The organism is Streptomyces sp. TP-A0874 (genome assembly GCF_001748085.1).
Taxonomy (GTDB): domain Bacteria; phylum Actinomycetota; class Actinomycetes; order Streptomycetales; family Streptomycetaceae; genus Streptomyces.
The window spans coordinates 47,666-70,647 of record NZ_BBZK01000010.1; the positions used below are offsets into that span (position 1 = coordinate 47,666).

The window sequence follows — 22,982 nt, forward strand, 5'->3', positions numbered from 1 at the left end:
GCGAACCGGTAGCGTGAGCCGACGATTGTCGTATGAGCTCCTCGCAGGATGGGCGCCGTCCGCCGCGCGGCCACGCTGGGAAGGGCTCCAAGCCCCGTACAGTCCATAGGAGTCCCGGTGACGCACAGCGGTCAGGGGAACGAGCCGCAACCTCCTGCGGCCCGGCCCGCCTACGAGGGCGTGGTCCTGCCCTCGAACGGCGAGCCATGGGTGCCCTCGCAGCAGGCCTCGCCCGCCACCGGGCAGCCCTGGGGCCAGCCCTGGGGGCCGGAGGCGTCCGTCCAGCACGGCGCCGGCCAGCCCGTCGAGGGCGCCCCCGTCCGGGGCGAGCTGCCCCCGGCCCACCCAGGGCAGCAGCAGCCCACCCCCCCGCCGCCGCAGGCCCTGCCCCCCGGCCACCTCAACGAGCAGACGCAGCAGTTGCGCGCCCCGGTGCCGCCCCGGCAGCACCAGGAGCCACCCCCCGCGGAGCAGCCCGCCAACGCTGCCGCGGACTTCGAGGCCACCCAGTACCTGCCGCCGGTCGCGCCGGGCGGGCCGCCGCCGGAGAACCCGGCCGAGTCGACCCAGATCCTCGGCCGCCAGGGGCCGCCGCGCACCGGCGCCCCCGGTCCGGCGGACCGGGCGCCGGACGACACCACCCAGCTGCTGCGGTCACCGGTGCCGCCGCAGCAGCCGCGCGCCCACTACGGCGCCCAGCCCACCGGACCGGCGCCGTCCAGCGGCCAGCCCTCCTCGCCCCCGCCTCCGGGCCGCGCCCCGTACGGGATCCGACCGGGCGTCCCGGGGGAGCGCCAGCCGCCCGCGGAGTTCGACGGGCTGTTCCGCGCCGAGACGCACGGCGACTCCGAGGCCACCGCGCTCATCCCGCCGATCACGGACGGCATGGGGCACCAGCAGCAGCCGCCGCAGCAGCACTCCTTCCGGCAGCCCCCGCCACCCTCTCGCGGACCGATGAACCCGGGCCAGCCGGAGGACGGCGGCGGCCGGCGCCGCGGCCTCTCCCGCGGGGCGCTCATCGGCCTGGTGGTGGCGGGCTGCGCGGTGGCGGGGCTCGCCGCGGGCGCCGCGCTCAGCGGCGGTGACGACGACGAGCCGGAGGGCAAGGAGGAGGTCGTGGCCGAGGAGACGGACGGTGGCCAGCCCCAGGCCGACCCGGCCGAGGAGCAGGCCAAGGAGCTCGACAAGTTGCTGGCCGACAGCAGCGACAGCCGGGGCGCGGTGATCCGGTCGGTGGAGGCCATCAAGGGATGCAAGAACCTCGACTCCGCCGCCGAGGACCTGCGGGCCGCCGCCGAGCAGCGCAACGGGCTGGTGACCAGGTTGGACGAGCTCTCACTCGACCAGCTGCCCCAGCACGAGGACCTCGCCGAGGCACTGACCAGCGCCTGGCAGGCCTCGGCCTCGGCCGACAACCACTACGCGGCCTGGGCGGACCAGGTGGCCGGCGAGGGCGGCTGCCCCAAGGGCAAGGCGAAGCACACCGGCGAGACCGCCGCCGGGAACAAGGCCAGCGGTGAGGCCACCGAGGCCAAGCAGCGGGCCGCCAAGATATGGAACGGCATCGCCGAGAAGTACGACCTCACCAAGCGGCAGGTGACCCAGCTCTGAGAGCCCCGAGCAAAACGGGGCTCTGCGAGTGGCCGGGGCGGGCCGGAACCACCGGCGCCGGCCGGGTGTTCCAGGGGGCGGGCCGGCCCGCCCGGGGCGAGAACGTACGATCGGTGGCCGTGCAAGCTTCAGTGAGGTCTTCCCGTCCCGGCCACCGCTCCACCACCATGGGGTACATGCCGATAACCGACATGCCGTGGTGGCGCTGGCGGAGCAACGTCCGCTCCGGCCTGCACATGCTCTCCGATCCGGTCTTCCAGCAGGAGTGCTGGCTCGCGGGGGTGAGCGGGTACGGGGACGTGACCGACGCCGTCTACCGACTGGTCGAGGACACCTGGCTGGACAACTGGTCCGCCGACAAGTACCTGGGCACGATCTTCCGGGACTCGCAGGAGACCTCCCTGGTGGACGTCGCCGTCCTCCGGGTGCTGAGGATCATGCACCAGGTGGGGCCCGACGCCCCGGTCTCCGCCTACCTGGCGCACCACGCCTGGCCGGAGGCGGTACGGGCGGCGCGCGAGGCCCATGTGCGCCTGGCCGGCAACGACGGCGAGGACCCGGACCAGCCGCCCCGCTCACTGGAGCAACTGGCCCTCCTCACCCAGGCGGTCTGACCCCGCGGGCGGCTGCCTGGCGGTCCGCGCCACGCCGTCCCCCGAGCGGCGGGACGCCCGCCGACGGCGCGCGGGGGAGATATGGGACCCTATGGCCTCATGAACCTCTCGCAGCCCGCCGCTCCCGGGGAGTACGTCCTCACCCTCTCCTGCCCGGACAGACAGGGCATCGTGCACGCCGTGTCCAGCTACCTCTTCATGACCGGCTGCAACATCGAGGACAGCCAGCAGTTCGGCGACCGGGACACCGGCCTGTTCTTCATGCGGGTGCACTTCGCCGGCGGCGGGCAGGCGTCGGGAAGCGGTGCGCAGAGCCTGGAGAAGCTGCGGGCCGGGTTCGAAGCGGTGGGCGACGCCTTCCGGATGGACTGGCAGATCCACCCCGCCGAGGAGCGGATGCGGATCCTCCTGATGGTCAGCAAGTTCGGGCACTGCCTGAACGACCTGCTCTTCCGCTCGCGGACCGGCGCCCTCCCCGTCGACATCGTGGCTGTCGTCTCCAACCACGAGGACTTCGCCGAACTGGTCGGCTCCTACGACATCCCCTTCCACCATCTGCCGGTCACCCGGGAGAACAAGCCGGAGGCCGAGGCCCGGCTGCTGGAGATCGTCCGGACCGAGCAGGTGGAACTGGTCGTGCTCGCCCGCTACATGCAGGTGCTCTCGGACGACCTCTGCAAGCAGCTGTCCGGCCGCATCATCAACATCCACCACTCCTTCCTGCCGAGTTTCAAGGGCGCGAAGCCCTACCACCAGGCGCACGAACGGGGCGTGAAGCTGATCGGGGCCACCGCCCACTACGTCACCGCCGACCTCGACGAGGGCCCGATCATCGAGCAGGAGGTCGAGCGGGTGGGCCACGGCCTCACCCCGGCCCAGCTGGTGGCGGTCGGCCGGGACGTGGAGTGCCAGGCGCTGTCCCGAGCGGTGAAGTGGCACAGTGAGCGCCGGGTGCTGCTCAACGGCCGGCGGACGGTCGTCTTCGCCTGAGCCGGCGGTCTCCGAGCAGCTCGTCTCCGAGCCGCCGGCTTCCCGAGCGCCCAGGCCGCCTCCGGTCCGCTCAGACGCAGGAGAGCGAGGCGGTCGCCGAGAGCACGTCCCGGATCGCCTCCCGGTCACCGTGCTGGCCCGCGGCGGCCTCCTCCGGGGAGACGTGCCCCGAGGCCAGCCGGCAGAACTCCATCTCGTCGAGCGCCACATGGGCCACGGCCGCCTCCCGGGAGGCCACCGCGGCCGGCGAGTCCAGCGGGATGAACCAGTCGCCGCCCCCGCTGCCCTCCACCTCCAGATGGAGCGTCCGCCCCGGCGCCCCCGCCGCGACCAGGGTGCGCACCGGACCGGCGAGTCCGGCCCGGCGCCGGGAGGCCAACACCTCCGGGAGCATCCGCGCACCCAGGTCGATCATGTCGTTCAGATGGTGGGGGAGCGGCGGGCTGTACGGGTAGTCGATGGCCTCGGCGATGTCCCCGGCGTGCACCCAGCACTCGAAGGCGCGGTCCAGGAAGGAGTCGCAGAGCGGTAGTGCGAGCCCGCTGGCGTGGGCCACCTCGACCTCGGCCACGGCGGGGCCGGCCCGGGAGGCGGTGCGCAGCACCGCGCGGGCCTGGGCGCGCCAGGGCTCGCGGAGCGCCGCGGGGGCCTCGTCGTCCTGCCGCCCACGGCCGTCCTCCGTCCGGCCGCTGCCGCGCCGCGCCGCCGACCCGGTCCCCGCCTGCTCCGGGATCCCCAGCGCCGCCGCGACCAGGCCGTCGGCCGCCGTCAGATGGCTGATCACTCCGGCGACGGTGGCCTCCCGCTCCATCTGCCGCTCGTCCTGGAACCACTTCAGCCGGACCGGAGCCCGCCACTCGTCCTCACCCATGTCCCGCAGCAGCGCGTCCAACCGGGCGCTCTCGGCGTCGTACGGCGCCGCCCAGCTCGGCAGCGGTATCCGGGCGGGGCGGCGGCCCAGGCAGCCCTCGATCACCCGGGAGCGCAGCAGCGGGTCCAGGTCGAGGCTGTCCTCGGAGTGCAGCAGCCCCACAGCGGTGCGCAGCCGCAAGGCCTCATCCGCGCAGGGCGCGCAGTCGGTGAGGTGCTCCTCCACGGCGGCGGTCTCCTCGGGTGAGCAGGCGGCCAGCGCCCATGCGCCGAGCAGCGACTTCAGCACCCGGTGCTCGTCGGCGTGGCAGACGCCGGCGGGGGCGTGGTTCCTCGGACCCCGGGACGGGTTCGAACGGTCCTCGGGGACGGGGAGGCCGAATCCGCTGTCCTCGCTCACGACCGTCTTCCGATGCCGGGGGCCAGCGCCCGGTGCGGTGGGTGGCTCGCGGTCGACAGCAGTTGGAGGCCGAGCCGGAGCCGGCGGCGGGCCTCGTCCTCGGTCACCCCGAGATCGGCCGCGGTCTGCCGGTAGTCGCGGCGCTGGAAGTAGGCCAGCTCCAACGCCGCGCGGAGGGGCGCGGGCATGGAGGTGACGATGTAGTCGGCGCGGGCGGCGGTGGAGGCCTCCCGCACCTTCCGTTCGACGGTGTCCGGGGTCACCTGGCGGTCGGTGTGCATGAGTGCGGCCTGGTCCTGCCGCAGCCGGTGTACGGAGTACCGGTGGGTGAGCGCGGCCACCCAGGAGCGCAGGGTCCCGTCCTTGGGGGCGTAGGCGTCCGGGTTCTCCCAGATGGCGCAGAAGACCTCGCGGGTGACCTGGTCGGCGGCGTCCTCCTCGCCGAGCACCCGGTGTGCCAGGTGGTGGACGAGGGATGCGAAGCGGTCGTACAGCTCACCGAGCGCCGCCGCCTCCCCCTGAGACAGCCGCTGCTGCATCCTCCGGTCCCACAGCGGTGGTAGCTCGTTCGCCATGCGGCCCCCAATGATTCGGTACTGCCCGTGTCGGTCGTCCCGTGCGGTGCTGTCCGTGATCGGTCGTCGCTTGTCGGCCCTGCTTCTGTTCGAATGTAGTGGGCGGGCGTGAAGGCGCACGCCCCTTTGGCGATGTGCGCCCCCGGAGAGTGGTCGGATGGTATAGATCCCGTCACGGTTGACCGGGGCTTTTCGGGACGCGGGGCGCGCCGTGTGCGTAGGGTCGTGGGGGTAGCGGGACGATGACCGGTGTTTCGGGGGTGCGGGGTCGGGCAGCCGAAGTAGGACGGACCCGTTCCGGTCCGGGTACTGAAGGGACTTCGAGCGCGTGACGTTGAAGGTGTTGGAGGGAGAGCGGGACAACTGGGCCGTTCTGCAGGTCTCCGGTGAGATGGACCTGGTGACCTCGCCGACGGTGCGGCAGCGGGTGCACGAGGCGGTGGCGGAGGGGCGCCGCAGCCTGGTGTTGGACCTGTCCGGGGTCCGGTTCTGCGACTCCAGCGGCGTCGGCGTCCTCATCGCGGCTCGGCGGCTGATGCGTTCCTGCCAGGGGGAACTCCGCCTGATACTCCCTGCCCGCGGGGCCGAGGAGGGCTCGCACGTCAACCGCGTCCTGACGGCCCTCGGAGTCCGCCGGCTGTTCGAGGTCTACCCGGACGTGGCGACGGCCGTGGACCGCTCGGCGAGCCCGCTGTCGGCGTAGCGCCGGGGCCGGCAGGGGACCGGGGGCAGGAGGTCGGCAGGGAGCGGGTCCGCGGGTCGGCGCTCCCGCCCGGATGCTCCGAGCGGTGCGTGGAGGCGGATTTCGCTCGGAGCGAGCAGTCGGCAGAACTATGCGCTGAATGTCCGGAAAGTCGCTTTAAGTTGGGGTGTGTGTCACACCCCGGAGCGCACCGCCCCCGTGGGTGCGCGGCCGCCGTTCACCAGGAAGGTCTTCTTCCTCGCAGTCGGTCTCCCCCCACTGAAAAGCATGCCTACACTCAGGGCGTACGCACCCGGTCGGTTCTGGGACGAACGGAACAGTCCGGTATGTACGCACCACTGAGAGACTCGCTTCCGACATGACACAGAGGCAGCCGTGGACAGCTCCGAGTACGAGCGCAAGATAGCTTCCCGTTTCGCCAGCTTCGACCAGGACGGCAACGGCTACATCTCCCGGGACGACTTCAACGCGGCGGCGGTGGCCGTGCTCAGGGAGTTCGGCGTCGCCGACCGCTCCCTCAAGGGGCAGGACCTCTACGAGGGCGCCGAGGCCTTCTGGCAGGGCATGGCCGGGATGGCGGACCACGACGGCGACCAGCGGATCACCCGCGAGGAGTTCGTGGGCGGGGCTCTCGAGCGGCTCAGGGAGAGCCCGCAGAGCTTCCGTGCGATCGCGGAGCCGTTCCTGAGCGCGGTGATCGCCATCGCCGACGCCGACGGGGACCGTGAGCTCAGCCCCGCCGAGGCGGAGCGCGTACTGCGGGCGCTGGGTGTCGCCCCGGAGCTGTGCGGCCAGGTCGCCGCGGCGCTGGACGCCGATGGTGACGGCCGGATCTCCGAGGAGGAGGTCCTGTCCGCCTTCGCCGCCTACTACACCGCCCCCACCGTGCCGGCCGTCTGACCGGCCGACCGCCGCACGGGTGCCGCCTGGATCTCCGCGGCGCCCCGCTCCTGATCCACGCGGAGCCCGAACCACACGGACTGACGCCCCGCGGCCTCACCGGCGACCGCATCGGTGAGGCCGCGGGGCGTTCTGCCGCGCCCGCCCGGGACGGTTCGGAGCCGGCCGCCCCGTCTTGCTTGTTCACCGCAGACCATCACGGAGAGTCGCCGAACAGGCCGCTCTGCCGCGCCCGTCCTGTCACTGGGCGGAGTCGTGGGCGGGTTCGGGTACGCTCGCCGGGGTGCGACTGGGCAGCGGTGCGATACCGCCCCGAGTAGCCCGAAGGGTGAGCCGGGGCGCGCAAGAGTGCGCCGTTTGCGCCGGGTGTGCGCCGGAAAAGCCCTCGCGTTCGACTCCCGCCCGAGGGCGTCGCACAGTATGCAGCACGCGTACTCCTTTGCGTCGGAATATGCCCGAAGCGCTTGTTGCGGTGACTGTACGTCAACCATGCTGTGCTGCAACGAGGTCACATTCCGTGATCAACTGGAGGCGCGAGGCGATGTGTCCGCCGGTTCGGATGGTGTGAGCGGTGCAGGTGCATCAGGTTCAACTCGAAGTGCGGCCCGACCCCGCGGAGGTGGGACGAGCCCGCCGGTGGGCCCGTACCCAGCTCGCCTCTTCGGGTATAGCGGCCGACGAGCCGACGGCAGAGGTGCTCATTCTGCTGATCTCAGAGCTCGTCACGAACGCCGTGGTGCATACCGGGCGTCCGGCCGTCCTGCGCATGCGGCTGGTGCTCGGGCCGGGCCCGGAGGTGCCCGGTGCCGGAACGGTCCGGGTGGAGGTCCGTGACCGGAGCGAGGTGACGCCGCAGCAGCGCCACGCGGCGGGGGAGGAGACCGGGGGGCGGGGGCTGGAACTCGTCGACGTGCTGGCCGACCGCTGGGGCTGGGACATGGAGGAGACCGGCAAGAGCGTGTGGTGCGAGGTGGACCGGGGCACCCCGGTGCCGATGCCGCTCCAGGGCGACGCCCGCGAGTCCCCGTACCCGCTCCCCAACCGGGCCTGAGCCTCCCGTTGGCGCCGGACCCGGCTCAACGGGACGCCAGATCCACCGCCTTGGCGATCCGGCGGGCGTCGAGAGCCAGTTCCCGGAGCATGCCGCTGATGGGGTTGGTGTAGCCGGTGAAGTACAAGCCGGGGGCGTTCTCCGCCGAGCGGGGGCCGTGGTGGCGCGGCCGCCCCCGGCCGTCCAGCAGGTCGAGATGGCCGACCAGCCCCTCCAGCCCGCGGCGGTAGCCCGTCGCCGCTATCACGGTGTCGGGGGAGACGTCCGAGCCGTCGGAGAGGAGGACCCGGTCGTCCTTGAAGGCCTGCGGGGCCGGCACCGGTTCGACCTTCCGCTTCCGGACCGCGTCGACGAGCCCCACGTCCTGCACCGGGATGGCCCCCTCCAGCACCCGGGAGTAGAGGCCGGTCTCCGGGCGCGGGAGGCCGTAGGGCGCGAGGTCCGGCACCGACCAGCGGGCCATTCGCGCCGCGGCCCGGTCCACCAGCCGGCGCGGCAGCCGGCGGACCAGCACACCGGTCCACTGGGCCGGCCAACCGGCGGTGCTGCGGCGGACGATGTGCGGGGGAGTGCGTACCGCCAGCCGTACCCGCGCCGCACCGTGCTCCGCGAGGTCCACCGCGATGTCCGCGCCGGTGTTGCCGCTGCCGACGACCAGGACGTCCCGCCCCCGGTACGGCTCGGCGTTGCGGTACTCGCCGGCGTGCAGCACTTCGCCGCTGAAGGTATCCAGCCCCGGCCAGTCCGGTACGTGGGGCGTGTGGTTGTAGCCGGTGGCCACGACCACCGCCGACGCCGCCAGTTCGCGCCCGCCGGTGGCGCGGAGCAGCCATCCGTCGGCGGTTCGGTCGACCCGGTGCACCTCCACCCCGGTGACGATCTCCAGCCGATGGTGTTCGACGTACTGCTCCAGGTACCGGACCAGGTCGTCCCGGCTCAGCCAGCGGCCGAAGGAGCGCGGGATCGGGTGGCCGGGCAGGGCGGAGAGGCGGCGGGTGGTGTGCAGCACCAGCCGGTCGTAGTGTCCGCGCCAAGAGGCCGCTACCGCCCTGGACTTCTCGAGTACCACGGCGTGGATACCGCGCTCTCCCAGGGCGGCTGCGACGGCGAGTCCGCCGGGACCGCCGCCTATGACGTAAACGGGTGAGTGGGGGGTCTCGGGCATGCGTCGAGGGTATCCATGGAATTGACATGTAACGGCTCATTCGCCGTCTGGGTCCGTATCGGATGGATTACGGCCGGGCTGGAACACCTCGGTACGCCGCCCTGAGGCGGTTTCAAGTCGGCGCAGGGGGTAACGCCGGTGCCGGAGGGACGGCTTGCCCCGGCGGATCGTCGGGCGGTGCCGGCTGTTGTCCTCGTCCGCGGGTGACAGGAGTTCGCGGGAGGTGGGCCGGTGCGGCCGCCGTGTGGGCCAGGAGGCCGAGGTGGGTGGTCTGTCGCGGTGGACACGGGCCGGCCGGGGGCCGGGACCGGTGCCGCGGGCTCGGGTCGCGTTACTTCGGCGGACGCTTGCCGGTCACGCCCAGGTGGACCAGGAGCGCGAGGTTGGGCCGCAGGTCGGCCTGCTTGACCCCCAGGCTCTGAAAGCCCTTCTGGTGCGCGGCGACCGCGGCCAGCATGGTGACCAGGGAGCCGGCCACCGCCGCCGGTCCGACCTGCGCGTCCACCCGGCCCCGGGACTGGAGGTCCTTGATGGAGTCGGCGAGCGGGCTCGCGACGGCGTTGAGGAGCTTCATCCGGATCTTGCTGAACCGTTTGTCGCCCTCGGCCGCCCCGAGGTCGATCACCCGCAGGATCGCGTCGTTCCGGCGCCAGAAGGAGAGGAAGCCGTCGACCAGGTCCTCCGCAGCCTGCCGACCCGCCTTGCCGCTCCAGGAGCGGTCGGCGACGAGTTCGGACAGGCCGGCGGTGTCCTTGGCGACCGTCTCGGCGATCTCCAGGACGGCGCCCTCGACGTCCGGGAAGTACTGGTAGAAGGTGGCGGGTGAGGTCCCCGCCTTACGGGCGACATCGATGACCTTGACGTCGCGGTAGGGGGAGCTGCTGAGCATCTCACTGAGGCAGTCGAGGAGCTTCTGGCGCGTCGCCTGTCCACGGCGACCGGCCACCCGCCCGTCGACGGTGCGAACTTGTCCTGTCATGCAGTCAGCTTACCGGCGGGGGGTTGACGCGCGATTTGGCAGCGGGCAAACGGGGATCGATCCCGAAAAGCCGGGTGGAGACTCCTGCCGGTTCTTGGTTGATCATTTTATCAACGGCCTGGGGGCAGCCGGGCCGCGGAGGGCCCCAGCGCTCTCCCGGTCCGGCCGCGGCGCCCCCGGCCGACCGGTGCCGAGCGGGCGTCCGCCGTGCTCCGGCGAGCCCGCCGGAGGCTGGGTTACGGTACGCCCGGATCGAGATGTGACACCCCGAATTGGCCCCGGGTTCGCAACCTCCGCCTCCGCCAGGAACAATCATGTTGCGTCCCGGGGTGGTTCGCGGTGGGACGCTGCACGGGGCTCATACCTTCGAGTCCCGCACGGGGAGGTGGCAGGCAAGTGGTGGAGCAGCTGACGCAGCACGACCCGAGACGGATCGGGCCCTTCGAGGTCCTCGGCCGACTCGGGGCCGGCGGCATGGGGCTGGTCTATCTGGCCCGCTCGGCGTCCGGCCGGCGGGTTGCGATCAAGACGGTGCGCACGGAGCTCGCCGAGGACGAGCTGTTCCGGGTCCGCTTCACCCGGGAGGTGGAGGCCGCCCGAGCCGTCAGCGGCTTCTACACCGCCGCCGTGGTCGACGCCGACCCCCGGGCCGCGGTGCCCTGGCTGGCCACCGCATACGTACCGGCGCCCTCCCTGGAGGAGATCGTCAACGAGTGCGGCCCGATGCCCACCCAGGCCGTCCGCTGGTTGGCCGCCGGGGTCGCCGAAGCCCTCCAGTCCATCCACGGAGCGGGGCTGGTCCACCGTGACCTGAAGCCGTCCAACGTCCTGGTGGTCGAGGACGGACCGCGAGTGATCGACTTCGGGATCGCCTCCGGCGTCTCCAACACCCGGCTGACCATGACCAACGTCGCCGTGGGAACCCCCGCGTACATGTCTCCTGAGCAGGCCCGGGACTCCAGCAGCGTCACCGGCGCCAGCGACATCTTCTCGCTCGGCTCGATGCTGGTGTTCGCCGCGACCGGCCACCCCCCGTTCCACGGCGCCAACCCCGTCGAGACGGTGTTCATGCTGCTCCGGGAGGAGCCCGACCTCGACGGGCTCCCGGACGACCTGCGGCCGCTCATCGACTCCTGTATGCAGATGGCCACCGAGCAGCGGCCCACCCCCGCCGACCTCCAGTCGCAGCTCGCGCCGCACCTCTTCTCCTCCGGCGGCGACGACAGCGGCACCGCCTCGGCGTGGTTGCCGGCCGGCGCCGTGGCCCTGATCGAGCGGCGGCGCGGCGGGCGGAACCGGATCGCGCCGCGCCCCGTCGGCGGGGCGGTGCCCGCCCAGCCGTCCGGCGGCGAGCGGTCGGCGCCCCCGCCCGCCGCGGCGGGCGGCCCGCCGCACCCCGGGTTCGCCCCGGGCGGCGGTGCGGACTACCGCCCCCGCGAGCCCGAGGTGGTGCACGGTGGGGCGGGCCCTGAGGCCGGCGGAGGCTTCGGTGTGGACGCGGCGATCGGGCCCGGCCCGGCCGCGATGGGCCGTGGAGCGGGGGTGCACAGCGGGGACCCGCGCGCGGAGGCCGCCAGCATGGCCTGGGACGGCGCCCCGCGGGGCGGACGCCATGCGGCGCCGGCCCCGCAGCACCAGACCCCCGAGGGGTCGGAGAACTCCGTGCGGCTGCCCGGTTCACAGGTGCCGATAGGCCCGGGGCCGCGTCCCGCCGACCCCCAGGGCCGGCCGCACTCCGCCGTGGCGACCGGTTGGGTGCGCCCGCCCGGCGGCGCCCCCGCGGGGCCGCTCGGCGGCGTCGGCCCACCCGGCCCACCCGGCCCTCCCGGGGCGTCCGCCTCGGGCGACGGCCAGACACCCGGTGGGGACCAGCCCGGTGCGGAGACCGGTCCGGCCCGCTGGCGCCCCTGGCGTTTCCGGATGTCCAACGACGTCTGGGGCACCCCCGCGATCGCCGGCGACCTGGTCTACGTCACCTCCTTCGAGGTGCACGGCCTGGAGGTGGCGACCGGCCGACGGCGCTTCAAGACCAGGGACGTCGCCTGGGCGATGGCCGTGGCCGACGGGCGGATACACGGCTCCGACGGGCCGACGCTCTACGCGCTGGACGCGCTGGACAGCCAGGAGCTGTGGCGGCTCAACCTGGACGGCTGGGTGTACTCCCTCAAGGTCGACCGGGGCACGGTCGTCACCGGCACCCGGGGCGGCGGCGTCCAGGCGTGGGAAGCGGCCACCGGCGAGCAGCTGTGGGAACTGTCCGGCGCACAGAGCGACTTCGAGACCGCCGACTGCGGCCCCCAGATCCACGACGGCACCGTCTACGTCTGGTCCGACGCCCGGCTCCGCGCGCTGGAGGCCCGGACGGGCACCGAGCGCTGGTCCTACCCCGTCGGCGACACAGCCTCCTGCGGCGGTGTCCCGCTCCGGCTGCTGACCGCACCGGACGGGGTCGTCTACGTGGCGGCCGGCACCAGGGTGCTGGCCATCGACATCGCACGCGGGGACGTGCACTGGCGATTCGAGGCGCCGGCCGCCTTCCTCAGCCCGCCGGCTTTCCAGCCCGGACCGGCGGTGACCGGCGGTGGCGTCTACCTCACCGACTACCTGGGCACCGTCTACGCGCTGGACGCGGCGAACGGTCGGGACCGGTGGCGGATCGCCACCGAGCCGCGCCAGTCGGTCGAACCCGTGCTCGTCGCCGACGGAGCCGTCCATCTCGGCAGCGGCAAGGCCCTGTACACCCTGGACGCCGTCACCGGTACGCCCAAGTGGCGCTTCGCCGCCGGGGGCGAGGTGGTCGGTGCGCCGGTGGTCGCGGACGGCCGGGTGCACTTCGGATCCGCGGACCACTGCCTCTACACCCTGGACGCCGACGGCGGCCAACTGCGCTGGAAACTGGCGACCGGTGGGGAGATCACCGGTACCCCGGTGGTCTCCAACGGCGTGGTGTACGCCTGCAGCAAGGACCGGTGCGTCTACGCGCTCGACGCGCTGAAGGGCACCGGACTGGCACGGCGGTAGGCCCCGGCCGACCGTGTTCAGGGCTCCCGCCCACCGCCGCCCTCGCCGGGGTCGCGCCAGGGCGGACCGCCCGAGGTCGGTGGCCGACCGGGCCCCCCGATGCCGTCCCCGCCGGGCTCCTCGGGGCTGGGCCTCCTGGGCGGTTCGCCGTACACCTCCGGGATGTCGTCGCCGTAGCGTTCGGTGGACGCGCCGTGCGCCGGGCCCGAGTAGTGAGTGTCGCCGTACGGCTCCGGGGGGTAGGGGGCGCCCTCGTGGCCGCGTCTGCCGCCTCGGCGGTGGCGCGAGCGCCGGAGCGAGCGTCCGCTCATGGAGAGCGCGGCCAGCAGGAGCAGCAGACCGCCGCCAGTGGCCAGGGCCGCGCCGCTGCCGAGCCCCGGACCGCCGGCGGTCAGATCACCGGAGGCCTGGGCCTGGCGGACCATCCAGAGGATGGTGAACACGAGCACCAGCACCCCCGCGAGCGCCACCAGCAGCCGGGAGCGGAGGAGCACCCCGACCACCGTGAGCAAGGCCGCGACGCACATCGGAAGGAGCAGCGAGGTCAGCTCGGAGGCCCCGTGCGTGGTGATGCCCTGGAAGACGTCCTGCAGCCGGATGTCGGTCCCGGTCCGGCCGTTGTACCAGGGGCGGAAGGCACTCCATACGGACGCCAGCGCTCCGATCAGGGCGAGTACTGAGCCGAACATGTTTCGGAGCACGCCGGTCACCACCTCGTCGTATCCGGATCGTCCCCCAACCGAGGCTACGCGCGGCTCAGCCGGCCCGCCACGCGAGGCGAGCCGGCTGAGAGGCCGCGCCGGCTACCGCAGATCGGCCGGAGCGGTCCCCGCCGGGGGTGTCGCCGTCCTCCCGTCGACCGGCACGTGGTTGTCCAGCGGTATGTAGCCCCCGCTGCTCGCCCGGCTCTCCACAAGAGCGTGACCCGATCTGCCCGCCTGCTCCGCGGCCCCGGCCGGGAGCGCGGCGGCCCCCGAAATCCCGATCGCGAGGGCCGTGGTGACGAGAGCGGTCCTACAGCGCGCCATGCTGTCTCCTCCGTGCGTTGTCCTTGCCCGATTTCCGTGCTTCAAGGCCGTAGTTCAGCCTTGCGGCGTTCCTACGCTCTTACGGCAAACAGGCCAAGCGAAGGAACGCTTGGCCTGAAGACACCGAAGTGTGGCGCGTTACCGGCGGGCGGACGACGTGCGGTCGCGGTGGCTCCCCCTCCGAGCCACCGCGACCGCCCCCCACCCCCCAGGCTGAGTCGGCCGCTCAGAGCTACCTGGAGCCCTCGCTCGGCGCGTGGTTGTCGAGCGTGGTGTAGCCCTCGTCCCCGTCGGCGGTGGCGGCGCCCTTGCCGGGGCTGGGGGCGTGGTTGTCCATCGGGCTGATGGGCGCGTGGTTGTCGAGCGTGGTGTAGCCCTCGTCCCCGTCGGCGGTGGCGGCGCCCTTGCCCGGGCTCGGGGCGTGGTTGTCCCGCGTGCCGATCGGCGCGTGGTTGTCGTCCAGGACCTCGACGTCTTCCTGGGCGACGCCGCTCGAGGTCTCAGCAGTGCTCATTGCTTCAACTCCTTGGGGAAAGCAGGGTGTCCGTTCTCGGCGGCCCCGCCCGGCGACTCCCCCGAGTGCCGCCGGGCGAGAGCCCTCAGAGCCGCTCACCCTGATTGGACATCCGCCGCACCGATCCGCCAAATCCCCCCCTCGGGCGGCGGATCACTGCCCATGAGACTGCCGGGGCGCGATAAACGTTCGATGAACGTCAGCCGGTGCTGACGGCGGAGGGGGCGCCCGACCGGGAGACGAAGGCGCCGGCCGGCCATCCCCGAACGGCGCTGCGACGGGCGGAGACGCGTCCGTCAGGCGGCGATGGCGGGCGACAGCAGGAGAGTCCTTACCTCCTCAGCCTCACTCGAACCCAGCCGCTCGAAGATCGCCAGGGCCTCCTGCCAGCAGGCGCGAGCCCGGTCGGCCTGGCCCATCCGCTTCAGCGCCCGGCCCAGCACGGTCAGTACCGTGCCGCGCCGCCACTCGCCACCGATACCGCGGAGCGCGAGTACCTCCTCGGCGTGCGCGGCGGCCTCCGCAGGGTGGTGCGCGGCGAGGTGCACCTCGGCCAGCCGCAGGTGGGTCATGCCCTCCCAGAGCCGTTGCCGCCCCTCCCGGAAGAGGGCGAGGGCCTCCCCGAGCCGGGTCAGCGCGTCATCGGGCCGGCCGGCGCTGTTGAGCGCGAGTCCGTGCGCGTAGAGCCCGTTGGCGAGCCGCAGCGGGTTGTCCATCTCCTGGTAGATGGCGAGCGCCTGCTCGGTGAGGCCGACCGCCTGGCTGGAGCGGCCGAGGTTGATGTGCACCCGCGCGAGGTTGCAGAGCACGCTCGCCTCGCCGTTGCGGTTGCCCAGGGCGCGCCAGGCGGTCAGAGCGTGGCCGTAGTGCGCCTCGGCGTCCTCGTTGCGGTTCTCTATGAAGGCGATGATGCCCCGGTCGTTCGGGGGCCAGGAGGAGGCGACCGGGTCCTCCGTGGCCAACCCCAGCAGCATCGCCGAGCGCGCCTCCTGGTCGGCCTGCTCGTAACGGCCGGCCATCATGTGGCTGAGGGTCAGGGCGACCCGGGCCCGACCCTCCGCGTGCGCGTCCTCGGCCGCCTGTGCCACCTCCTGCAGGGCGGAGGCGGCCAGCTCGTACTGGCGGGAGTTGGCGCCGGACTCCGCCAGGTCCTTGGCCGCCATCAGCAGGTCGACCGAGCGCCGCAGCTCGCCCCGGCCGGCGCACTGCCGGGCACAGGCCAGCAGGCACTCGGACTCGGCGTAGAGCCACTCCAGCGCGGCCGGCTGGTCGGGGAAGGACAGCCCCGGGTGGCGGGTCGGCTCCAGGTGGTCCACCAGCCGGTCGCCCGGCCGCTCCAGCGCGTACACCTCGGTGGCCGTCGCCAGGTAGAAGTCGAGCATCCGGGAGAGGGCGGCGTCCCGCTCGGCCAGCGACTGCTCGTCCCGCTCGGCACAGGCGCGGGCGTAGAGCCGGACGAGGTCGTGGAAGCGGTACCGCCCGGGGGGCCGCGGACTCCAGCAGGGAGATGTCGACGAGCGACTCCAGGACCTCCTCCGTCTCGTGCGGGTCGAGGTCCAGCAGGGCGGCCGCCGTGGCGAGCGAGATGTCGGGGCCGTCCGCCAGCCCCAGCAGCCGGAAGGCGCGCGCCTGGTGCGGCTCCAACTGCCCGTACCCCAACTCGAAGGTGGCCTCGACGGCGAGGTCGCCGACCTGGAGCTCGTCGAGCCGGCGCCGTTCGTCCGCGAGCTTCTCGGCCAGCACCGAGACCGTCCAGGTACGGCGGGAGGCCAGCCGGGAGGCGGCGATCCGGATCGCCAGCGGCAGGAACCCGCAGGCCGCCACGACGTCCAGGGAGGCGTCCCGTTCGGCGGCCACCCGCTCGGCGCCGACTATCTTCGTGAAGAGCTGGAGCGCCTCCCCGGGGCTCATCACGTCCAGGTCGACCAGGTGCGCCCCGGCCAGGCCGACCATCCGGGTACGGCTGGTGATCAGCGCCGCGCAACCCTCGGTGCCGGGCAGCAGCGGGCGCACCTGGGCCGCGTCCCGGGCGTTGTCCAGCAGCACCAGCACCCGCCGGCCGTCCAGCATCGAACGGTAGAGGGCGGCCCGTTCCTCGATGCTCTCCGGGATGGCGGAGTCCGGTGTGCCGAGCGCCCGCAGGAACGCGCCGAGCACGGCCTCCGGCTCGGCCGCCTGCGGGCTGGTGCCCTGGAGGTCGACGTACATCTGGCCGTCGGGGAAGCGCTCCCGTGCCGCGTGCGCCACATGCACCGCCACCGTCGTCTTGCCCACCCCGCCGATGCCCGCGACCGCGGACACCGCCATCACCCGGCCCTCCGCCGTGGCCAGTTGGTGGCCCAGTTCGTCGACGCAGACCGAGCGTCCGGTGAAGTCGGCTACCTTCGCGGGGAGTTGTGCGGGGCGGACCATCGTCGCCGCGGGGCCGCCCCCCTCGTCGTGGGCCGGTGCCGCCAGGGCGGTGTCCGCTCGCAGGATGGCCTGGTGCAGCTCGGCCAGTTCCGGTCCCGGATCGACGCCCAGCTCCTCCCCGAGCAGCCGGCGGGTGTCCGCGTAGACCGCGAGCGCCTCGGCCTGCCGCCCGCTGCGGTAGAGCGCGAGCATCAGCTGGCCGCGCAGCCGCTCCCGCAGCGGGTGCGCGGCCGTCAGCGCGGTCAGCTCCGAGACCGCCTCCGCGTGGCAGCCGGCCTCCAGGTCCATCTCCAGCCGGGACTCCAGCAGCCGCAGCCGCCACTCCTCCAGACGGTGCCGCTGGGTCTGGGCGTGGGGGCCGGGCACCCCCGCCAGCGGTTCGCCCTCCCAGAGGCGCAGGGCGGAGTCCAGCAGCGCCCGGGCCCCGTCGCGGTCGCCGCTGTTCCGGGCCTGGTCGGCCCGGCGCGCGTAGTCCTCCGCGAGCGTGAGGTCGAGCATGCCGTCAGCGACCCGGACCGCGTAGCCGCCGGACTCGCTGAGCAGCGTCGTCCCGGCCTGGGCGCCGAAGGTCTTCCGCAGCCGGGAGGCGTAGGTGCGCAGCGCCGCGAGGGCGGCGTCGGGCGGCTCCTGGCCCCACAGCGCGTCCACCAGCTCGGAGGCGGTGGCGGTGCGCCCCCCGCGCAGCAACAGGGCGGCGAGCAGGGCGCGTTGTTGCGGTGAGCCGGTCGGGAGCGCCTCGGTGCCCCGCCAGGCCCGTACCGGACCGAGCACCGCGAAGCGAAGTGCGCCCGATCCGCTGCCGCCGTCCATAGCCGCCCCCAGCTATTCGAAGTCCACCCGCGCACCCGTCAGTTTGCCTTGTCCCCGACCGCCCCGTCATCAGCGGCAGCGCCATCTCCAAGGCGGCTTGGTACAAGCAGCTTCACTCACCTTACGGGTGATGGCTTACCAGCTCGGGTGACAGTGGACGAGTCCCGCCGCGCGGTGGAGGACCGGTCGCGGGCCGTGGGGGCGTACGGGGGCCCGGATTGTACCGTTCGCTTCCCTCCGCGGTGTCGCCGCGCTAGCCGGGGGCGCGCTCGTGCTCGGCGGGTGGGGCGCCGCGGTGGCGTGGCACCGCCCGGCAGGTGAGCGGGCACGCCCGCCGCGGACGCCCGGGGCCTCAGCGCCGGGGCAGCGACAGGCCCTTGCCGACCACCTTCGCGCAGGGGGCGCTGAACTTGGCGGTGCGGCGCACCAGCGCGGCCTCCCGGCGTGCGGTGCCGGCGGTGTACCGGGCCCGCCAGCACAGCGAGGGGCGTCCACCGGTGTCCGCCGCCGCGACGAGCAGGCCGCCGAGCATCGAGAGGTTCTTGAGGAAGTGGCTCTGCTGCCTGGCCCGTTCTTCGGGGTCCTCGCACTTCCAGAACCGGTGCCCGGCCAGAGTCGTGGGCACCAGACTGCAGGCCAGCGCGAACGCGGACAGCCGCGGCAGCCGGCCGGCCGCCAGCAGGCTGCCGGCGACCAGCTGGACCGCGCTGTTGACCCGGACGGCCTGCTCGGTGTTGGCGAGTGCGGGGGAGACCTTCTCGGAGATCTTGCCGATCACCGCCTCGGCCGCCGGGGCCACGGCGGCCGGGTTCCGCAGGGTGTGGAACCCGCTGTAGACGTAGACGGAGGCCAGCATCGGTCGGGCGATCCATCGCAGTGCAGTCATGCGGTACGCGGTGCCCGTATCGGGGCGAAACATTCCGGGCGATCACCCGAGCGGCCCCAGAACCGGCGTATGACCAGCGCCCGGCCATTCTGCGAGGAGCTCTGACAAAGCCCTCGTATGCTCGACGGATGACTACGCGCGCGCGGGGAAGCGACCAGGAGCGACCGACGGCCAACGCCATGCGGCGGGCTCTTCGCCGGGCCCGGGACGCGGTGGCGCTGGACGTCACCGAGGCAGCCGTGCTGCTGGCCGCCCGCGGATCCGATCTCACGGAGCTGTGCGCCTCGGCGGCCCGGCTGCGGGACGCCGGCCTGACGGCCGCCGGCCGCCCCGGCACCATCACCTACTCGCGGAAGGTCTTCATCCCGCTCACCCGGCTCTGCCGGGACCGGTGCCACTACTGCACCTTCGTGACCGTGCCCGGCAAGCTGCGCCGTGCCGGGCACGGTATGTACCTGTCGCCGGACGAGGTGCTGGAGACCGCCCGGCAGGGCGCGGCGGCTGGGTGCAAGGAAGCCCTGTTCACCCTCGGCGACCGGCCCGAGGACCGGTGGCCGGAGGCCCGTGAGTGGCTTGACACGCACGGCTACGACAGCACACTCGGCTATCTGCGGGCGATGGCCGTCCGCGTCCTGGAGGAGACCGGTCTGCTGCCGCACCTCAACCCGGGGGTGCTGTCCTGGACCGATCTCCAGCGCCTCAAACCCGTCGCCCCCTCCATGGGCATGATGCTGGAGACCACCGCGACCCGGCTGTGGAGCGAGCCCGGCGGCCCGCACCACGGCTCGCCCGACAAGGAGCCCGCGGTGCGGCTGCGGGTGCTGGAGGACGCCGGGCGCTCCAGCGTCCCCTTCACCACCGGCGTCCTCATCGGTATCGGGGAGAACCTCCGGGAACGGGCCGAGGCGCTCTTCGCGATCCGCCGGACGGCCCGCGCCTACCAGGGCATCCAGGAAGTCATCGTGCAGAACTTCCGCGCCAAACCCGACACCGCGATGCGCGCCATGCCCGACGCCGAGCTGGAGGAGCTGGCCGCCGCGATCGCCGTCGCCCGGCACGTCCTGGGCCCGACCACCCGCATCCAGGCGCCGCCGAACCTCGCGGACGGCGAGTACCGGCTGCTGATCGAAGCCGGTATCGACGACTGGGGAGGGGTCTCCCCACTCACCCCGGACCACGTCAACCCCGAGCGGCCCTGGCCGCAGATCGAGCGGCTCGCCGCCCGGACCGCCGAGTGCGGATACACCCTCCGCGAGCGGCTCACCGTCTACCCGGAGTTCGTCCTGCGCGGCGAGCCATGGCTGGACCCGCGGCTGCTGCCGCACGTCCAGGCGCTCGCCGACCCGGAGACCGGGCTCGCCGTCGAGGGGGCCGTGCCCGGCGGTCGGCCCTGGCAGGAACCCGAGACGCCGTCCGCGCTGAGCGCCACCGGACGCACCGACCTCCACCGCACCATCGACACCGAGGGCCGCAGCGGAGACCGGCGGACCGACTTCGACGAGGTCTACGGCGACTGGGAGGCGCTCCGGGAGGCCGCCGCCCCCGGCATGGCGCCCTCCCGCATCGACACCGACGTGCGGGGCGCGCTCGCCACCGCGGCCGACGACCCGACCGAGCTCACCGACGACCAGGCTCTCGCCCTGCTGCACGCCGACGGCCCGGCCCTGGACGCCCTCTGCGGCATCGCCGACGACGTACGCCGCTCGGCCGTCGGGGAGGACGTCACCTACATCGTCACCCGCAACATCAACTTCACCAACGTCTGCTACACCGGCTGCCGCTTCTGCGCCTTCGCCCAGCGCCGCACCGACGCCGACGCCTACAGCCTCTCGCTGGAACAGGTCGCCGACCGGGCCCAGCAGGCCTGGGAGGTCGGTGCCGTGGAGGTGTGCATGCAGGGCGGCATCCACCCCGACCTGCCCGGCACCACCTACTTCGACATCGCCCGCACGGTGAAGCAGCGGGTGCCCGGCATGCACGTGCACGCCTTCTCGCCGATGGAGGTCGTCAACGGCGCCTCCCGCACTGGCCTGTCCATCCGGGACTGGCTGTCGGCGGCACGGGAGGCGGGGCTCGACAGCATGCCCGGCACCGCCGCGGAGATCCTCGACGACGAGGTGCGGTGGATCCTCACCAAGGGCAAACTGCCCACCGCCACCTGGGTCGAGGTCATCACCACCGCACACCGGCTGGGCATCCGCTCCTCCTCGACGATGATGTACGGCCACGTGGACCAGCCCCGCCACTGGCTGGGCCACCTCCGCCTGCTGGCCCGGATCCAGCGGTCCGCGCTGGCCGAGTCGGTCACCGGATTCACCGAGTTCGTGACCCTCCCCTTCATCCACACCAACGCGCCCGTCTACCTCGCCGGTATCGCCCGCCCGGGGCCGAGCATGCGGGACAACCGCGCCGTCACCGCCATGGCGAGGCTGCTTCTGCACCCGTACGTCCCCAACATCCAGACCAGCTGGGTCAAGCTCGGCGCCGAGGGAGCGGCCGAGATGCTCCGCTCCGGCGCCAACGACCTGGGAGGCACGCTGATGGAGGAGACGATCTCCCGGATGGCGGGCTCCGGCCACGGCTCGTACCGCTCGATCGCGGAGTTGACCGCCATCGCCGAGGCCGCGGGACGTCCGGCCCGTCCCCGGACCACCACCTACGGCCAGGTGCCGGCGGAGCGCCAGGCGGTGGCGCTCGCCTCGGACGGCCGACTCCCCCGCCCGCTGCCGCTGCTGGCGGACTCCGCCGCACCCGGGACGGAGACGGTCGGCCGCTGAGCGGTCGGCACGGGGAGCGCTGCCCGGCGGGCTCGGGAGAGCTCCGGACGTCAGGACGGGGGGAATGTTGCCCGAGGTGCTACTAGAGTCCGGGAGGCTGGGGGACTGTCCGCTGACGAGGCTGGGAGGGAACGCGTGACCACCACAGGAACCGCCGTCTGGGGCCGCGCCGAACAGCAGGACTTCCGCAGCCGGGTACGCGGCTGCCTCCTCGGTGGGGCCATCGGCGACGCGCTCGGCGCCTCCGTCGAGTTCCACTCCCTCGACGAGATCCGGAGGGAACACGGCCCGGAGGGCCTGACGGACCTGGTGCCGGCCTACGGCAGACGCGGCGCGATCACCGACGACACCCAGATGTCGCTGTTCACCGTGGACGGGCTGATACGCGCCCAGGTGCGGCGGGACACCGGGGCCTGGCACCCGCCGACCGACGTCCACCGGGCCTACCTGCGCTGGGCCGCCACCCAGCGGGAGTGGGGACCGGACGAACGCCGCGAGGAGGACGGCTGGCTGGCGCGGCAGGAGTGGCTCTACGCGCGCCGCGCCCCCGGCCAGGCCTGCCTCACCGGGCTCGGGGACGACACCATGGGCACCCTCGCGCAGCCCAAGAACCCCGACTCCAAGGGGTGCGGGGCGGTGATGCGCTCGGCGCCGTTCGGGCTTCTCGTCGGGTGGGAGCCGCAGCTGGTGTTCCAACTCGCCACGGAGTGCGCGGCGCAGACCCACGGCCACCCGACCGGCTATCTCGCCGCCGGGGCGTTCGCCGTCCTGATACACAGCCTGGCCCAGGGGGAGCCGCTGGACAACGCCATCCAACGAGCCCTGGCGCAACTCTCCGCACGGCCCGGCCACGAGGAGACCTCGACCGCTCTCAAACTCGCCCTCGGGGCGGTGCGCCAGGGCCTGCCGACCGCGGCTCGGGTCGAGTCGCTGGGGGAGGGTTGGACGGCCGAGGAGGCACTGGCGATCGGTGTCTACTGCGCCCTGGTCGCGGAGGACGTACGGCACGGACTGCTGCTGGCGGTGAACCACGGCGGCGACTCCGACTCCACCGGGTCGATCTGCGGGAACCTGCTGGGCGCGCTGCACGGCGAGACCGCTCTCCCGCCTGGCTGGCTGGCCGAGTTGGAGGGGCGCGCCACGATCCTGGAACTCGCCGACGACTTCGCCATGGAGATGACCCAGGGGCCCGCCCTGCACGGCCCGGCAGGCTCCGCTCCGGGCTGGCTGGCGCGATACCCCAGGAGCTGAGCGCTCTCCGGGAGCGCCGGGGAGGAAACGGCTTCGTCGGCGCCGGACGCGCTCGGCGGGGGCTGAGGATCGGTCGGCCGCGTCCGCGGCGGCTTGGAGCGATAGCCCTCTCGGCCAGGGAGGGGGACGGTCGAGAGGGCTCACGGGGAGCGCCTGCCGGATCGGTGGTGCCGGGATTCGGCGATACCGCGGAGCCGCGGATGGCGCTACCGAATCAGCAGGGGCCGTACGTACCGCGCCCCACCTCGGCCACGAAACAGCTCCACGCTGCCGGCCGGAATTCCAGTGAGGGACCCTCTACGTCCTTTGAGTCGCGTACCGCGACGGTACGTTCGACCGGTGACCTCACCTCGACGCAGGCCCCGTTTCCTCCCGAGTAAGAGGATTTCGTCCAGACGTCTGTAGCGCCTTGCTGGATCGCCATA

18 protein-coding genes and 1 pseudogene are annotated in these 22,982 nt (G+C 73.3%); 9 read left to right on the top strand and 10 right to left on the bottom strand.

Annotated elements, in window-relative coordinates; genetic code table 11:
* Positions 1-117 precede the first annotated feature (117 nt).
* The 3 genes from BGP73_RS17520 (at position 118) to purU (ending at position 3,215) form a co-directional block, all read left to right on the top strand.
* Complete coding sequence (locus BGP73_RS17520) at positions 118-1,611, top strand: hypothetical protein (protein WP_170837869.1); 1,494 nt, start codon at positions 118-120, stop codon at positions 1,609-1,611.
* Between the two features lie 113 nt (positions 1,612-1,724).
* A complete protein-coding gene (locus BGP73_RS17525; RefSeq protein WP_079127650.1) occupies positions 1,725-2,225 on the top strand; it encodes an SCO4402 family protein in 501 nt (166 codons plus the stop codon).
* A gap of 99 nt (positions 2,226-2,324) precedes the next feature.
* Entirely contained in the window at positions 2,325-3,215 is an 891-nt protein-coding gene (gene purU / locus BGP73_RS17530; protein WP_069816005.1) for a formyltetrahydrofolate deformylase, read from the top strand.
* Between the two features lie 70 nt (positions 3,216-3,285).
* Here purU and BGP73_RS17535 read toward each other — a convergent pair whose 3' ends face one another.
* The gene (locus tag BGP73_RS17535) at positions 3,286-4,485 is read right to left on the bottom strand and encodes a maleylpyruvate isomerase N-terminal domain-containing protein (RefSeq protein WP_069816007.1); all 1,200 of its coding nucleotides are present in this window, start codon (positions 4,483-4,485) and stop codon (positions 3,286-3,288) included.
* Positions 4,482-5,060 carry a sigma-70 family RNA polymerase sigma factor gene (locus BGP73_RS17540; protein WP_069816009.1) on the bottom strand — a complete coding sequence of 193 codons (579 nt, stop codon included), beginning with the start codon at positions 5,058-5,060 and terminating at the stop codon, positions 4,482-4,484. Before BGP73_RS17540 ends, BGP73_RS17535 begins: the two co-directional genes overlap by 4 nt.
* A 328-nt stretch (positions 5,061-5,388) precedes the next feature.
* Between BGP73_RS17540 and BGP73_RS17545 the strand changes: the two genes are divergently transcribed.
* The 3 genes from BGP73_RS17545 to BGP73_RS17555 all read left to right on the top strand — a co-directional run bounded on the left by BGP73_RS17545 (position 5,389) and on the right by BGP73_RS17555 (position 7,714).
* Positions 5,389-5,763, top strand: a complete 375-nt coding sequence (locus BGP73_RS17545) for an STAS domain-containing protein (protein ID WP_069816011.1) — start codon at positions 5,389-5,391, stop codon at positions 5,761-5,763.
* 375 nt (positions 5,764-6,138) lie between these two features.
* Positions 6,139-6,663 (top strand): EF-hand domain-containing protein, encoded by a 525-nt coding sequence (locus tag BGP73_RS17550; protein WP_069816013.1) that lies wholly within the window; start codon positions 6,139-6,141, stop codon positions 6,661-6,663.
* Positions 6,664-7,234: 571 nt separating this feature from the next.
* On the top strand, positions 7,235-7,714 hold the full coding sequence (locus BGP73_RS17555) for an ATP-binding protein (protein WP_069816015.1): 480 nt from the start codon (positions 7,235-7,237) through the stop codon (positions 7,712-7,714).
* A gap of 25 nt (positions 7,715-7,739) precedes the next feature.
* Here BGP73_RS17555 and BGP73_RS17560 read toward each other — a convergent pair whose 3' ends face one another.
* Together BGP73_RS17560 and BGP73_RS17565 are read right to left on the bottom strand one after the other, a co-directional pair.
* Positions 7,740-8,879 carry a flavin-containing monooxygenase gene (locus BGP73_RS17560; protein ID WP_069816017.1) on the bottom strand — a complete coding sequence of 380 codons (1,140 nt, stop codon included), beginning with the start codon at positions 8,877-8,879 and terminating at the stop codon, positions 7,740-7,742.
* Between the two features lie 331 nt (positions 8,880-9,210).
* Entirely contained in the window at positions 9,211-9,858 is a 648-nt protein-coding gene (locus tag BGP73_RS17565; protein ID WP_069816019.1) for a TetR family transcriptional regulator, read from the bottom strand.
* 396 nt (positions 9,859-10,254) lie between these two features.
* Here BGP73_RS17565 and BGP73_RS17570 point away from each other — a divergent pair, with 396 nt between their 5' ends.
* Entirely contained in the window at positions 10,255-12,879 is a 2,625-nt protein-coding gene (locus tag BGP73_RS17570; RefSeq protein ID WP_069816021.1) for a serine/threonine-protein kinase, read from the top strand.
* A gap of 17 nt (positions 12,880-12,896) precedes the next feature.
* On the opposite strand, the gene BGP73_RS17575 is transcribed toward BGP73_RS17570, so the two are convergent.
* The 5 genes and pseudogenes from BGP73_RS17575 to BGP73_RS17595 all read right to left on the bottom strand — a co-directional run bounded on the left by BGP73_RS17575 (position 12,897) and on the right by BGP73_RS17595 (position 18,529).
* Positions 12,897-13,589: a hypothetical protein gene (locus BGP73_RS17575; RefSeq protein WP_306303463.1), complete on the bottom strand. Its 693-nt coding sequence runs from the start codon at positions 13,587-13,589 to the stop codon at positions 12,897-12,899.
* Between the two features lie 93 nt (positions 13,590-13,682).
* Positions 13,683-13,907 carry a hypothetical protein gene (locus BGP73_RS17580; protein ID WP_069816023.1) on the bottom strand — a complete coding sequence of 75 codons (225 nt, stop codon included), beginning with the start codon at positions 13,905-13,907 and terminating at the stop codon, positions 13,683-13,685.
* A 232-nt stretch (positions 13,908-14,139) separates the two neighbouring features.
* Positions 14,140-14,421 carry a hypothetical protein gene (locus BGP73_RS17585; protein ID WP_069816025.1) on the bottom strand — a complete coding sequence of 94 codons (282 nt, stop codon included), beginning with the start codon at positions 14,419-14,421 and terminating at the stop codon, positions 14,140-14,142.
* Positions 14,422-14,717: 296 nt separating this feature from the next.
* Positions 14,718-17,643, bottom strand: a pseudogene (locus tag BGP73_RS17590) (BTAD domain-containing putative transcriptional regulator).
* Positions 17,644-17,995: 352 nt separating this feature from the next.
* Complete coding sequence (locus BGP73_RS17595; protein WP_069816027.1) at positions 17,996-18,529, bottom strand: DoxX family protein; 534 nt, start codon at positions 18,527-18,529, stop codon at positions 17,996-17,998.
* A 128-nt stretch (positions 18,530-18,657) separates the two neighbouring features.
* On the opposite strand from BGP73_RS17595, the gene BGP73_RS17600 reads away from it, so the two are divergent.
* The gene (locus BGP73_RS17600; RefSeq protein ID WP_079127626.1) at positions 18,658-21,306 is read left to right on the top strand and encodes a bifunctional FO biosynthesis protein CofGH; all 2,649 of its coding nucleotides are present in this window, start codon (positions 18,658-18,660) and stop codon (positions 21,304-21,306) included.
* A gap of 135 nt (positions 21,307-21,441) precedes the next feature.
* Entirely contained in the window at positions 21,442-22,557 is a 1,116-nt protein-coding gene (locus tag BGP73_RS17605) for an ADP-ribosylglycohydrolase family protein (protein WP_069816030.1), read from the top strand.
* Positions 22,558-22,771: 214 nt separating this feature from the next.
* Here the strand turns inward: BGP73_RS17605 and BGP73_RS22250 are convergent, their stop codons facing one another.
* Positions 22,772-22,981, bottom strand: coding sequence for a DUF397 domain-containing protein (locus tag BGP73_RS22250; protein WP_079127627.1), 210 nt, complete (start codon positions 22,979-22,981; stop codon positions 22,772-22,774).
* Position 22,982 lies beyond the last annotated feature (1 nt).